Origin of the sequence: Xanthomonas dyei (genome assembly GCF_002939865.1) — a bacterium.
In the GTDB taxonomy this organism is placed as follows: domain Bacteria; phylum Pseudomonadota; class Gammaproteobacteria; order Xanthomonadales; family Xanthomonadaceae; genus Xanthomonas; species Xanthomonas dyei.
The window spans coordinates 23240-36975 of sequence record NZ_MDEE01000023.1; the positions used below are offsets into that span (position 1 = coordinate 23240).

Below are 13736 nucleotides of genomic sequence, written 5' to 3' on the forward strand. Positions count from 1 at the left end.
ATGGCCGTGGACTGGAGCAACTTCACCCCGCTCAGTGCGTTGGCCGGCGGCAGCTTGATCGGCCTTGCTGCCGCGTGGCTCCTGGTATTCGAAGGACGTATCGCCGGTGTCAGCGGCATCGTCGGCGGCCTGATGCAACGCCAGGGCCGCGATGAACGCAACTGGCGGGGTGCGTTTGTGCTCGGGTTGCTCAGTGCCGTGCCGCTGTGGGCCATCGTGCGGCCGCTGCCTTCCATGCAGCCGCAGGCGACATGGGGGCTGTTGCTCGGCGCAGGCTTGCTGGTGGGATTTGGCGCGCGCCTGGGCGGCGGCTGTACCAGCGGCCATGGGGTGTGCGGCATCGCGCGGGGCGCACGCCGCTCGCTGGTCGCCACCGCCGTGTTCATGGGCGTGGCGATCGCCACGCATGCCTTGCTCACTAAGTTACGGGGCGTTTCGTGAATCGGGTTTTCAGCAGCGCGATCGCCGGGCTGATCTTCGGTGCCGGTCTATTGCTCTCAGGGATGGCCAATCCGGCCAAGGTGCTGGGCTTTCTCGATGTCGCCGGCCGCTGGGACCCATCGCTTGCGTTGGTCATGCTCGGCGCCATCGGTGTGGCAGCGCCCGCTTTCTGGTGGGCGCGTCGGCGTGGCCGAACACTGCGCGGGGCATCGCTGCAGCTCCCCACCCAACGGCAGATCGACGGCCCACTGCTGTGGGGCAGCGCATTGTTTGGCATCGGCTGGGGGCTGGTCGGGCTCTGCCCGGCGCCCGCACTGCTGGGCGCGGCTGCGTTACAACCGTCCAGTCTGGTGTTCGTGTTGGCGATGCTGCTTGGCATGCGTCTACACCTGCTGTATCGACGGCGCGCTGAATCTGATCAGCATCGCTGATCGCACCGCTCGCCGCTGCGGCTGCATCGCCGGTTATCCGCAGTACAAACCACGCCCACGCTTGGGTGCATCCGCGCCCGCGACCCAAGGCACGGTTATTGACGCCGCCGGTGTTTCCACGGTGGCGCTACAAGATCATCGCAGTCTTCAAGCAGCAGCCAATCGCCACTCCCAACCGCGCATGGGCGACGCCACCGCAGAGCGGTAGCGTGTCACCGGGCACGACAACCTGCTTAGCCCACGCCGGTCGGCCCATCCAGCAACATGCGGATGCGCTTGAGCAATTCCTTTTGCGTGTACGGCTTGTTGACCACGTCGAATTCCGCGCCGCCGACATCGGTGCGCTGGATGCTGGCATCGGCATAGCCGGTGGTGAGCAGCACCTTGATCTTGGGCAGCATGCGGCGCGCTTCGCGTGCCAGCATCACTCCGTTCATGCCACCGGGCATGATCAAGTCGGTAAACAGCGCATCCACCTCCGGGTGCTGTTCCAGCAACTCGATCGCCTCGCGCCCGCTCGCTGCCGACAAGATGCGATAACCGGCGTTTTCCAGGAACATCTTGGCGACCACCGCCACGTCCTGCTTGTCTTCCACCACCAGGATGGTCTCGTTGCCGCCCTTGTCGATGGCACGGCTCTTGACGGCCTGCAGATCGTTCTCGAACTCGCTGGATGCGGGGAAATACAACCGCACCGTGGTGCCTTCGCCCACTTCGCTGTAGATGCGCACGGTGCCGCCGGACTGTTTGACGAAGCCGTACACCATCGACAACCCCAGCCCCGTGCCCTGCCCCTCGTCCTTGGTGGTGAAGAACGGCTCCATGACGCGGCTAGCCACCTCCGGCGGCATGCCCGAGCCGGTGTCGCTGACGGCAATGCTCAAATAGCGGCCCGGTACCAGCTGGTGGTGCATGGCCAGATCGTGGCTGGTGATCTCCACATTCCGGGTCTGCACGGTGACCTCTTTGCGGTCGGACTGCGCCATCGCATCGCGCGCATTGATCAGCACGTTCAACAGCGCCACTTCGGCCTGGGTGGTGTCGATCTGGCAGTTCCACAGCCCGTCTTCCAGCGACTGCCGCAGGCTGATGCCGCCACCGAGCGCGCGCTCGGCCATGTTGTTCATGCCCGACACCAGACCGTTGAGATTGACCACCCGGCCACGCAATTTCTGCTTGCGCGAAAACGCCAGCAGTTGCTGGGTCAAGGTGGCCGCCTTGGCCGCGGCGGTTGCGGCATGTTCGGCGCTGAAGGCGATGCGCTCGGCGTTGCCGCCGGCCTTGGACGCAATCATCTGGATCACTTCCAGATGTCCGGACATCACCTGCAGCAAATTATTGAAATCGTGCGCGATACCGCCGGTCAACTGCCCCAGCGCTTCCATCTTCTGCGCCTGGCGCAAGGCATCCTCGGCATCGCGACGACGGCTCACGTCCAGCTGCGAGCCAAAGAAATACACCAGGTTGCCCTGGTCGTCGAAGACCGGCGAGACGAACAACGCATTCCAGAACGACGAGCCGTCCTTGCGGTAATTCAGCATCTCGGTGGCGAATTCGCGGCGTTGCTCGATGGACGCGCGCACGTCCTGCACGCTGGCCGGATCGGTCTCCGGGCCCTGCAGAAAACGGCAGTTGTTGCCGATGATCTCCTCGGCCGAATACCCGGTCATTTCCAGGAACGCACGGTTGGCGAATACGATCGGGTTGTCGGGCAGGTGCGGGTCGGTGACCGTCATCGGCATCCGCGTGGTTTCCACGGCGGCAAAAAAGATATCCGAGCGATGCTTCTCCACAGGCAGGCTGCGAGATTCGCCGATATGAGGCGCCCGTAGCTCTCCGTGACGGGTATCGTTCAAGTGATGTTCTCCGCGGGCCATTTCCGTGGGCACAGTCTATTTGGGCGAAGTGAGTTAATTCCTCACATCGATGAGCCATTCCGGTACGACTGCGTGCGTCGATGCAACCAAATACAGTGGCTCTGCGTAGCCGCGCATCGCGCGCAGCGGCAGCGGCTTGATGCAGCGCGCTGGTGCCGGCCGAGACGGCCACGCGCCCGCGCTGTTTTGCCGTAGCATGCCCGGGCAGTTTGCAGCTCTTGCGCCGTCGTCCCGCCGTGTCGGTTGCGTCGCGCGCACCTTTTCCCACGCCGGCGTACGCGCCTGGCGACCATGCGACGCCACCATGACGGGCTATCAGACCCAGATTCACGAATTGACCTTCGGGCAGCAGACCTACGTCATCCGCGCGTTGGCGGACAAGCAGCAATTCGCCGACCCCGACGATGCGGCGGCCGACGCCGGCATTTCTTCGGCGCAGTGGAGTCTGTTCGGCCAGGTGTGGCCGGCAGGCCAGTTGCTGGCCGAAGCGATGGCCACACGTCCGGTGGAAGGCAAGCGCATTCTCGAGCTCGGCTGCGGCCTGGGCCTGGCGAGTCTGGTGTTACGCAAACGCGGCGCAGACGTGGTGGCCAGCGATCACCATCCACTGGCAGAGGTATTTCTGGCGTACAACGCCGCGCTCAACGCACTGGACTCGGTGCCGTATCGCCGGCTCGACTGGGACGCGGGCGCACCGAACATGGGCCAGTTCGACATGATCATCGCCAGCGACGTGCTCTACGAAACCCGCCACGCCACCATGCTGGCCAAGTTGATCCCGGGGCTGGCCAAGCCCTCGTGCGAGATCGTGATCAGCGACCCTGGCCGCGGCAACGCCAACGCGCTTTCGCGCATGCTGGCCGATATCGGGTTTTCGCTGATCGCCGGCGAGCGCCAGGCCTCGGCGCAGGTGGCCAAGGCGCCGCGGCTGTTCGTCTATCGCCGCAATATGGACAACTGGTGGCCGGCAGACGCGTGAGGGCACCACGCCCTTACGGCGCAGGCGTGTAGTCGGACAACAGCACCGGCTTGCGCGGATCGGCGTTGATCTCCTTGTGCTCGCTCAGGCGCAGCGCATCGGCGTCGGGCGTGTCGTCGGTATTCAGTTCCCAGGCTTCGATCACGCGCTTGTGGAACAGGAATGCGCAGCGTGTGCGGTCGTAGCGGAAGGTGATGTAGTCGGTCCAGTGCTGGCCGCAGGCCACGCCATTTTGCACAGTGAAGTAGGCGCCCTTGGTCACCAGGCCTTGTTCGCCATCCAGAAACGGATCGCACTGCCCGCCCTCGTCGGCCTTGAAGATCACCCGCGTGTTGCGCGCGGCCTCGACAACGCTCCCGTCCGCATTCGTCACCAGAACCAACAAGGTGCGCGCTGGCGCTGCGTGGCCATTCGCATGCAGCGTCTCTTCTGCGGATGCACGCAACGCAACGACATAATCCTGCCGGCCATCGCCAGTCAAATCCGTACTGGCGACAGCAATGACCGACTGCCCGGCAGGTACCAATTTGGCAGCGCCCGCGGGCAACGTGGCGGCGCCAGCCGGCAGCGCGATTGTCATTACCACCGTCAACCACCAGCATCGCATTGTCATGGCCGTTCCCTCATCTGGTCTGCATCGAGCGCGCAAGCATAGCCGGCAATCCTTTGCGCGCGATGGCATGCGGTTCGAGCACACGCTCGACGATGCCGATCTCGATACCGCGCAGGACCGGACCGTCACGCCGACCTACCACGCCACCGACGGCCACAACTCCCGCACGACAGCGCTCAGCCGCATGCTTGCAAGACGTTGCTGCGTGGATGCCTCCGACATCGCGCGCCAGAGGTCACAGTGCCGGATAGTACCCCTCCAGCATGCAACAGCGTCTTATCATCGACGCGAGCGAAGCCGGGCGGCAGGCGCGCCAAGCGGGTTTCACCTCACCCGGCAACAGCCGTGCACCGTACGTCAGGAACTTCATGAAACGACTCATCGCCTGTCTCGCACTCTCGACATGCTTGCTTTGCGTCGCAGCGTCGGCCGAAGAACTCGATGCGTATCTGCGTGCCCACTACCCGTCGTTGAAGTACGTCGAGCGCTACCGCGCCACGCATCCAGAAGATGTGCAAGGCAGCGATGAGGCGTGGGCGACAAGCGCCAGCCTTGCGCCCGAAACCACAGCCAGCGATGTTTCGCGACGGCTTGTCGGCCTCGCGGATCAGCACGTCGCGCTCGCCGGGGCGAAGGCCGGCAAGACAGAAACCTTGGGCGTTCTGTTCAGAACCTCAAGCGATGGTCAGATGATCGTATGGCGCATCCTCGATGCGCGCATCACCGGCCTCGCGCAAGGCGACAAGGTGCTGCAAATCGACGGCACACCCACCTCGGCATGGCTGAAAAACGCAGCAGAGCTGACGTTCGGCGGCAACACGCGCGCGCGACAAGCGGAAGCTGCCTTGTCGCTCGCACTCGGCACGCCGGCGGCGCATCAGGTGGCCGGTGCCGGCAAGACAGTTGCCCTGCGCGTGCAGAGGTCCGCGCAGGCACCGCGCCAGGTCGCGCTGCCCTATCAGCCCATGACCCAGGAGCTTGCGCGCACGCTCGCATCCGCAGTCGACGCGCCTGATCTGCCCGAGGTTGTGCAGGTCGGAAGCACACGGGTGGGAAGCATTCGCCTGGGCGCGTTTGCGCCGCAGTACAACGCCGCCTTCACGACGGCGGCGGAAGCCAGCGAGGCCGCAACGCCACAGGCAAATAACCCGGACGCGCCCACGTTGGCGGGGTTCTGTGCGGTGACCCGGGAGTTGATCGGTCGCTACGATGCCATTGCAGCGCGCTCGGATGTCATGCTCATCGACTTGCGCGGCAACATGGGTGGATTCGCACGCGAAGTGCGCGGATTCGCCTGGGCACTGATCGGACGCAAGCCGGTGAAAACCTACGAGATGAGCGCGTCGGGAACGCCGGGAATCGTGCGTCTTGAAGCGCTGCAGGACGATGCCAGCTGCGGCAGCGTCGCGTCGCACAAGCCGCTCCTTGTGTTGGTGGATGCAGGCACCCGATCGGCAGGCGAATTGCTGGCCACCTACCTGTGGGCCAGCGGCGCCACGATCATGGGCGAGCGCACCATCGGTGCAGGCGGCGGCCGGGATTCGCAAAGCCAGGGTGTTGCGTTGGGCGATTCCGGATATCGCGCGCTTGTCAGCGAAAACTTCTACATCTTCGATCCGACCGAAGAGCTGCGCGCTGGCGAGATGGACGAAGCGACGCTCGTCGATCGCGTCGCGGCAGACGGTTTTCACCCAAGCCGAACGCATCCGTTCGCAACCCAGTCCATCGGCGTCGTGCCTGATGTGCCGCTTGCGATCGATGCGGCGGACCTGAGCGATGGCGGCCGTGGTCTGGTGCTGCGCGGACTGGTCGCCGCCGGGTTGACCAAGTGATTGCCCGCTTCTCAATTCCACGCTTTTCAGTACATAACCGCTAATAGCGGTCATCACGCCTTGAATCAATTGCAGGATGCAGCCAGTGGCGTGGCTGCAGTAGCGCAACCGCAGATGCTCCCCGGCGGCTACGCTGCCCAACAACTGGCAAGGCTGTGCTGCCGCCACAGCTTCCGCATCCTGCGTAAAGGGCAGGAGACCCACCTGCATTGCAGGGTGCTGCTCTAGCGGCTTGTGACGCCACGGGCGACGCAATCAGCCGGCAGGCAGGCATCAATACGTCTGTTGCCGGCGCGCTACTGACCATCCCGTTCTCAGACGCGATATTCCTTCGGGTCGAGAAAATCCGCCAGACAGGACCCCACCCGCAATGCCTGCTCGCGCGCGTCGCCGCGATAGTCGCCCTCGCCCGCTCCTTCGATGGTGGCGATCGGTGCCGCACGGTCGCGGTGATAGACGAATGCGGTCGACAGCCAGCGCGTCTGGCCGGGCGCCTGACTTTCCATCGTCTCCACGCGGAACTCGCCGCAATAGCCGTGGATCAATGTGCGTCGAAGTGTCTTGTGCGTCATGCGCGCAGTATCGCCACGCAGAGTTGAAGATCACGTGGAAACGCAGTGCGGGCCGCACTGCGCATCCACAGCGCCTGTTCTATACGATGAGGAAAAGAGGCTAGAAATCCATGCCGGCATTTCGCATCGCAAAGCGTCAAAACAGCAAGCGACCGACGCAGCAAAACGTCAGGCAGTCGGCAGCTGCAGAGCAAATCAGATCGAAGGGAGGTGTTGCGGTGATCGGCAGCGCGAAGGTACAACCCACTTGCGCTGCGAGACTGAAGAAATGGTGGCCGAGGACGGAATCGAACCGCCGACACGGGGATTTTCAATCCCCTGCTCTACCAACTGAGCTACTCGGCCACTAACCCAACACTGTTGCCAGCGTTGCGAGGACGCGCATCATAGCGAGCAGGCGCAGTTTGGGCAAGCGTTGTGACGAACTTTGTTGCAGCGCTGCGTCGGAGCCTGCGTTTCTTGCGCAGGTTCACGCCGCGCGGCAGGGGCGATGGCCTAGCCTGCCCGCGTCAACCGGAGATCGTCATGCGCCTGCCCCGCCTGCTGCTGTCGCTTGTCCTGCTGCCACTGACGGCGGTTGCGCAGCAACCGGTGCGTGCAGTGACGCAACTGGACATCTCGCGCTATGCCGGGCAATGGCATGAAATCGCGCACCTGCCGGTCTCGTTCCAGAAGAAGTGCCGCAGCGACATCACCGCCAGCTACACCTTGCGCGACGACGGCCTGATCGGCGTGCGCAATGGCTGCCGTACCGCCGATGGCAGCCTGACCCAGGCCGAGGGCGTGGCGAAACCGGTGGATGGCCACGCCGGACAGTTGCAGGTGCGCTTTGCGCCCGAATGGTTGAGCTGGTTGCCGCTGGTATGGGCCGACTATTGGGTGATCGCGCTCGACCCGGATTATCAATGGGCGGTGGTCGGCGAGCCGGATCGTAACTACCTGTGGATCCTGTCGCGCTCGCCACAGATGCCGCGCGCGCAGTTCGAGCAGCTCAAGGCGCAGGCCGCGCAGATGGGCTACGACCTGTCGCCACTGATCGTTGCAGCGCCTTTGCTGTGAGCTGGCTTGCTGTGAGCTGGCTTGCTATGAGCTAGGGCGCCGGCTGACCGGCAGCGCAGCGTCCACGCCGGCGGCAAGGCGGCATCCGTACTGCGTAGTATTCTTGGCGCCGCCTCACATCCGCCAAGGACTCACTTCCATGCGTGCCTATCGCCTTCTGATCGTGTCGCTAGCCTGCGGCCTGCTGCTGAGCGCCTGCGGTGGCGCGGTCCGCCGCGTGTCCGAGCCGGCGGCCAGCATCCAGCAGCTCACCGTGCGTGCCGACGGCTCCTGGTCGGTGGACCTGCGCCTGCAGAACTACAGCAGCATCCCGATGCAGTTCGAGCGTGTGGCGCTGGAAATTTCTGCCGGCGAACAGGTCGCCGGCAAGCTCGACCGGGCGGTGGGGATCTCGATCGGCCCGGAAACCGCCGACGTGGTGACCGTCACCCTGCAACCCACCTCCCTGGGCCGCATCACCGTGGCCGATGTGCTCGCCAGCGGCCGCTCGCTGCCGTACTCGCTCAAGGGCACGGTCTGGGCCACCCCGCAGGACAAGAAACAACGCGAGTTCGCGGTCGAATCGCGCAACACGCTCAGCCCGGCCCCCGGCCTCAACGGCGTGCTGCGCTGACGCGCACGCCTCCCGCACCGTCTTTCGTAAGGATTCCGCATGAGCAGCTACAGCGCCCCACTGACCGACTTCCGCTTCGCCCTGCACGACGTGCTCGGTGCCGAAGCCTTGTTCGCCCGGCTCGGCTATGGCGACGCCAGCGCCGACATCATCGACGCGGTGCTCGAAGAAGCCGGCCGCTTCACCACCCAGGTGCTGGCGCCGCTCAACAGCGTCGGCGATGAAATCGGCTGCGCGTTCGACAAGAGCACCCACGCGGTCACCACCCCGCCCGGCTTCCGCGCGGCGTACGACCAGTTCGTGGCAGGCGGCTGGAACGGGCTGACTTCCGAGCCGGAGTTCGGTGGCCAGGGCATGCCGCACACCCTGGGCGTGCCGCTGAGCGAAATGATCAACTCGGCCAACCTGGCCTGGGGCAACTTCCCGCTGCTCTCGCACGGCGCCAGCGAAGCGCTGCGTCAGCACGGCGAGGCTTGGCAGCAGGAGGCGTTTCTCAAGCCGCTGACCGACGGCCGCTGGACAGGCACCATGTGCCTGACCGAGCCGCATTGCGGCACCGACCTGGGCCTGCTCAAGACCCGCGCCGAACCCAATGCCGATGGCAGCTACGCCATCACCGGCACCAAGATCTTCATCACCGCCGGCGAGCACGACCTCACCGATAACATCGTGCATCTGGTGCTGGCCAAACTGCCCGACGCCCCGGCCGGTGCCAAGGGCATCTCGCTGTTCGTCACCCCCAAGTTCAAGGTGGACCGCGACGGCACCGTGGGCGAACGTAATGCGCTGCATTGCGGCTCGATCGAGCACAAGATGGGCATCAAGGGCTCGGTGACCTGCGTGATGAACTTCGAAGGCGCGCAGGGCTATCTCGTCGGCCAGCCGCACAAGGGCCTGCAGGCGATGTTTACGATGATGAACACCGCGCGCCTGAGCGTGGGCCTGCAAGGCAACGGTCTGTCCGAGCGCGCCTATCAGAACGCCCTGCGCTACACCCGCGAGCGCCTGCAGTCGCGCGCGCTCAGCGGCGCCAAATTCCCCGATAAACCGGCCGACCCGATCATCGTGCACCCGGACGTGCGCCGCATGCTGCTGACCATCAAGTCGCTGACCGAAGGCAGCCGTCTGCTGGCGCTGCATGCGGCCAGCCTGGTCGATGTGTCGCACCGCGGCGGCAGCGAACAGGAACGCACCGATGCCGAGACCCTGGTGAGCTTCCTCACCCCGATCTCCAAGGCCTGCCAGACCGAATGGTCGATCGAAAATACTTACCATGCGCTGCAGTGCTTCGGCGGCCACGGCTATATCCGCGAATACGGCATGGAGCAGCTGGCCCGCGATGCCCGCATCACCACCATCTACGAAGGCACCACCGGCATCCAGGCGCTGGATCTGATCGGCCGCAAGACCGCCGCCAGCCAGGCCGCCGGGCTCAAGCTGTTCCTTGCCGATGTGGAAACCTTCGCCAATGCGCAGGAAGGCAACGCCGCACTGGCCGAGTTCATCAAGCCCTTGCGCGACAAGTGCAGCGAATGGGCCATGCTGACCCGCGATGTGCTGGACCGCGCCGCACGTGATCCTGACGAACTGGGCGCCGCCAGCTACGACTATCTGTTCTATTCCGGCTACGTGGTGCTGGCGTATTGGTGGGCCCGCAGCGTTGCCGCAGCGGATGCATCCGCACACAGCGACGACTTCAAGCGGGCCAAACGCGAAACCGCACGCTTCTACTTCGCCCGCATCCTGCCGCGCACATTGACCCATGCCGCCACCATCCGCAGCGGTGCCACCCCGCTGATGACGCTGGAAGCGGAGCTGTTCGGCGAAGCCTGAGCCACGCCGCATCGCGGGCTGCCGCCGTCGTAGGAGCGGACCTGGCCGCGATGAGGCGGTACCGATCGACAAGACGTCGCGCCCAGGTGCGCTCCTACAGGCAAACATCGCGGGATTCCGTTGCTGTCGTAGGAGCGGACCTGGCCGCGATGAGGTAGTACCGATCGACAAGACGTCGCGCCCAGGTGCGCTCCTAGGGGTAACCAAAGCCTTCGACGCGTCCGAAGATTGATCCCGCAGCACGTCGGCATCGCGGCCTAGCGAGTAATCACTGAGCCATTCGTTGCAAGACACGCGCCAACGGCGTTCGCTGCGATACACAAACTGTCAACGATCGGGTATAAGCTGTTTTCCCGATGGAGACAGACACGCACGCTCGTGATGTGATCGTCCCCGGAGGCATCTCTGCCCCGGTCGCGGGCAGCGCTGTCGCTGCGATCCAGCAACTTCCCACTTTGCGCCTGCTTTCCCTCGATGCGCATGGCCGCGTGCTGGACTGGATCAACTGGCAGGATGCGGCCTGCCTGTATGCCCGCGGTGCGGTGTCCTGGACGCTGGGCGAGCCGTGCATGCAGATCCACGGCGGCATTTCGCGGCTGACCGGCGAGCGCAGCACGCTGGAGCTGCACCCGATCATCGCTGCACGCGGCCACGCCCGCTCGCGTGCGCTGGACCCGACCCCGACCCTGAGCAACACCGCGTTGTTCGCACGCGATTCGCAGCTGTGCATGTATTGCGGCCAGCACTTCAGCCGCCCGCATCTGACCCGCGATCACGTCATGCCGGTCTCCAAGGGCGGGCGCGACAGCTGGGAGAACGTGGTCACCGCCTGCTTCCAGTGCAACTCGCGCAAGGCCAACCGCACGCCACAGCAGGCGCACATGCCGCTGCTGGCGGTGCCGTATCGGCCGAGCTGGATCGAGCATCTGATCCTGTCCAACCGCAACATCCTGTCCGATCAGATGGCCTTCCTGCGCGCGCAGCTGCCGAAGCGTTCGAAGCTGTCGCTGTAAGCCTGGTTGACTGCGCTGGCACACGCAACGACGAACTGAACGACGCCAACAACGCTAGCGACGCCAGCCGCTGGAACTGATGCTGCGCCATCGTGCAAGCGATTGATGCACCCGTGACGAGGGTGGTCATCCATCAAAGCCTCGCCTGACTTGGCTTGCGTTGCATGCGACGCTGCGGTGCCCTCGCGGATGACGCCACAGAGCAGCGGTCACCGCTTCGGCCGAGAGCACGTTCCGCGCCTGCCCACCCATCGAGTGCGCGACCCACCAACAGCGGCACCAACACTGGCCGCGACGCGCCACTTGCGTATTGCTGAGTGCGGGCTGCGGTAAACGCAACGTACCGCCTCCAGGGTGCGGCAGATTGCCGCAGGCAGCAGCAACGCCCGCGCAGGCCAGCAGCGACGGTGCGCCCGACCATCACCACCCGCTGACAGCTGAACCGGTTTGCTTGCCGGGCCTTCGCATGGGGAGGACAATATAGCTTCAGAACATTGACACGATGATGATCGACTCCACCCGCTACCCGCGTCTGTCCCGCATCCAGACCCCCGACGATCTTCGCAGCTTCGACGAAGCCGAGCTTGCGGCGATCGCCGAGGAGCTGCGTGCCTATCTCATCGAATCGGTCGGCAAAAGCGGCGGGCATTTCGCGGCGGGCCTGGGCGTGATCGAACTCACCGTCGCCCTGCACTACCTGTATCAGACCCCGGTCGATCAGCTGGTGTGGGACGTCGGGCATCAGACCTACCCGCACAAGATCCTCACCGGCCGTCGCGACCAGATTCATACGGTCAAGCAGAAGGACGGCGTGGCGCCGTTTCCCAAGCGCGAAGAAAGCATCTACGACACCTTCGGCGTGGGCCATTCGTCCACCTCGATTTCGGCCGCGCTCGGCATGGCCATCGCCGCGCAGCGCAATGGCGACGACCGTAAGGTCGTTGCGGTGATCGGCGATGGCGCGATGACCGCCGGCATGGTCTACGAGGCGCTCAACCACGCTGGCGGCATGGACCCGGAACCCAACCTGCTGGTGATCCTCAACGACAACCGTATGTCGATCTCCGAAGCGGTGGGCGGGTTGACCAAGATGCTGGGCCGTGCCAGCGGCAGCCGCACGCTCAACGCCATCCGCGAAGGCGGCAAGAAGATCCTCGGCGACAAGAAGAACAACCCCACTGCGCGCTTCGTGCGGCGCTGGGAAGAACACTGGAAAGGCATGTTCGTGCCCTCCACGCTGTTCGAGGAAATGGGCTTCCATTACACCGGCCCCATCGATGGCCACGACCTGCCCGGCCTGGTCGGCGCGCTCAAGACGCTGAAGACCCTCAAGGGTCCGCAGCTGCTGCACGTGATCACCACCAAGGGCAAGGGCTACGAGCTGGCCGAAGGCGACCAGATCGGCTATCACGCGGTCGGCCCGTTCGATCCAAGCAAGGGACTGGTGGCCAAGACCGGCGCCAAGAAGCCGACCTACACCGATGTCTTCAGCGACTGGGTCTGCGACATGGCCGCCGCCGAGCCCAAGCTGCTGGTGATCACCCCGGCGATGCGCGAAGGCTCGGGCCTGGTGCGTTTCAGCAAGGAATACCCGCAGCGCTACTTCGATGTGGCCATTGCCGAGCAGCACGCGGTCACGCTGGCCGCCGGCATGGCGACCCAGGGCGCCAAGCCCGTGGTGGCGATCTATTCCACCTTCCTGCAACGCGGTTACGACCAGCTGGTGCACGACGTGGCGGTGCAGAAACTGGATGTCTTGTTCGCGATCGATCGCGGCGGCGTGGTCGGCCCCGATGGCGCCACCCATGCCGGAAATCTCGATCTGAGCTTCCTGCGCTGCGTGCCGCACATGGTGGTGATGGCACCGGCCGACGAAGCCGAGTGCCGCCAGATGCTGAGTACCGGTGTGCGTTACGAAGGCCCGGCGGCAGTGCGCTACCCGCGCGGCACCGGCCCCGGCGTAGCGCTCGACGCAGCGCTGACCACCCTGCCGATCGGCAAGGCGCAATTGCGCCACAGCGGCACGCGCATCGCGCTGCTGGGCTTCGGCGTGACCGTGGAAGCAGCAGAAGCGGTCGGCCGCGAACTGGGACTGAGCGTGGTCAACATGCGCTTCGTCAAACCGCTGGACAAGGCGCTGCTGCTGGAGCTGGCCAAGACCCACGATGGCTTCGTCACCATCGAAGACAACGTCGTCGCCGGTGGCGCCGGCTCGGGCGTGGCCGAACTGCTCAATGCCGAAGCCATCACCATGCCCATGCTGCACCTGGGCCTGCCTGACAGCTTCCAGCATCACGCCAGCCGCGAAGACCTGCTGGCCGAAGCCGGCATCGACCAGGCCGGCATCCGCGCCGCCGTGCTCAAGCGTTGGCCGCAACTGATGGCCGGCACCACCGCACCGCGTAACGCTGCTGCAGGTTAAGCGCGGCGCCACCCACACGACCGGGTTCGCCGGTCGTGTGGGTACGCTTGG

The 13736-nt window shown here is 65.0% G+C and carries 12 protein-coding genes and 1 tRNA gene; 9 read left to right on the forward strand and 4 right to left on the reverse strand.

Annotated elements, in window-relative coordinates; all coding sequences use genetic code 11:
• Entirely contained in the window at positions 1-441 is a 441-nt protein-coding gene (locus tag XdyCFBP7245_RS15020; RefSeq protein WP_104616371.1) for a YeeE/YedE family protein, read from the forward strand.
• Entirely contained in the window at positions 438-872 is a 435-nt protein-coding gene (locus XdyCFBP7245_RS15025; RefSeq protein ID WP_104616372.1) for a DUF6691 family protein, read from the forward strand. The genes XdyCFBP7245_RS15020 and XdyCFBP7245_RS15025 overlap by 4 nt, the downstream gene beginning before the upstream one ends.
• Positions 873-1105: 233 nt before the next feature.
• Here XdyCFBP7245_RS15025 and XdyCFBP7245_RS15030 read toward each other — a convergent pair whose 3' ends face one another.
• On the reverse strand, positions 1106-2728 hold the full coding sequence (locus XdyCFBP7245_RS15030; protein ID WP_104616373.1) for a hybrid sensor histidine kinase/response regulator: 1623 nt from the start codon (positions 2726-2728) through the stop codon (positions 1106-1108).
• 325 nt (positions 2729-3053) lie between these two features.
• Between XdyCFBP7245_RS15030 and XdyCFBP7245_RS15035 the strand changes: the two genes are divergently transcribed.
• Positions 3054-3728, forward strand: coding sequence for a class I SAM-dependent methyltransferase (locus XdyCFBP7245_RS15035; RefSeq protein ID WP_104616374.1), 675 nt, complete (start codon positions 3054-3056; stop codon positions 3726-3728).
• 13 nt (positions 3729-3741) lie between these two features.
• Here the strand turns inward: XdyCFBP7245_RS15035 and XdyCFBP7245_RS15040 are convergent, their stop codons facing one another.
• Positions 3742-4308 (reverse strand): hypothetical protein, encoded by a 567-nt coding sequence (locus tag XdyCFBP7245_RS15040; RefSeq protein WP_372364379.1) that lies wholly within the window; start codon positions 4306-4308, stop codon positions 3742-3744.
• 296 nt (positions 4309-4604) lie between these two features.
• Between XdyCFBP7245_RS15040 and XdyCFBP7245_RS15045 the strand changes: the two genes are divergently transcribed.
• Positions 4605-6173 (forward strand): S41 family peptidase, encoded by a 1569-nt coding sequence (locus XdyCFBP7245_RS15045; protein WP_104616375.1) that lies wholly within the window; start codon positions 4605-4607, stop codon positions 6171-6173.
• Between the two features lie 314 nt (positions 6174-6487).
• Here XdyCFBP7245_RS15045 and XdyCFBP7245_RS15050 read toward each other — a convergent pair whose 3' ends face one another.
• Positions 6488-6745 carry a hypothetical protein gene (locus tag XdyCFBP7245_RS15050; protein WP_104616376.1) on the reverse strand — a complete coding sequence of 86 codons (258 nt, stop codon included), beginning with the start codon at positions 6743-6745 and terminating at the stop codon, positions 6488-6490.
• A gap of 269 nt (positions 6746-7014) precedes the next feature.
• Positions 7015-7090: transfer RNA gene (locus XdyCFBP7245_RS15055), tRNA-Phe, on the reverse strand.
• Between the two features lie 180 nt (positions 7091-7270).
• Here XdyCFBP7245_RS15055 and XdyCFBP7245_RS15060 point away from each other — a divergent pair.
• From XdyCFBP7245_RS15060 to dxs, 5 genes are all read left to right on the forward strand, one after another.
• Positions 7271-7804, forward strand: coding sequence for a lipocalin family protein (locus XdyCFBP7245_RS15060; RefSeq protein WP_104616377.1), 534 nt, complete (start codon positions 7271-7273; stop codon positions 7802-7804).
• 139 nt (positions 7805-7943) lie between these two features.
• Positions 7944-8417 carry an LEA/WHy family protein gene (locus tag XdyCFBP7245_RS15065; protein WP_104616378.1) on the forward strand — a complete coding sequence of 158 codons (474 nt, stop codon included), beginning with the start codon at positions 7944-7946 and terminating at the stop codon, positions 8415-8417.
• Between the two features lie 39 nt (positions 8418-8456).
• Positions 8457-10250, forward strand: a complete 1794-nt coding sequence (locus XdyCFBP7245_RS15070; RefSeq protein ID WP_104616379.1) for an acyl-CoA dehydrogenase C-terminal domain-containing protein — start codon at positions 8457-8459, stop codon at positions 10248-10250.
• A 356-nt stretch (positions 10251-10606) separates the two neighbouring features.
• Positions 10607-11263: an HNH endonuclease gene (locus XdyCFBP7245_RS15075; protein ID WP_104616380.1), complete on the forward strand. Its 657-nt coding sequence runs from the start codon at positions 10607-10609 to the stop codon at positions 11261-11263.
• A 505-nt stretch (positions 11264-11768) separates the two neighbouring features.
• A complete protein-coding gene (gene dxs / locus XdyCFBP7245_RS15080) occupies positions 11769-13685 on the forward strand; it encodes a 1-deoxy-D-xylulose-5-phosphate synthase (RefSeq protein WP_104616409.1) in 1917 nt (638 codons plus the stop codon).
• The last annotated feature ends 51 nt before the right edge of the window (positions 13686-13736 follow it).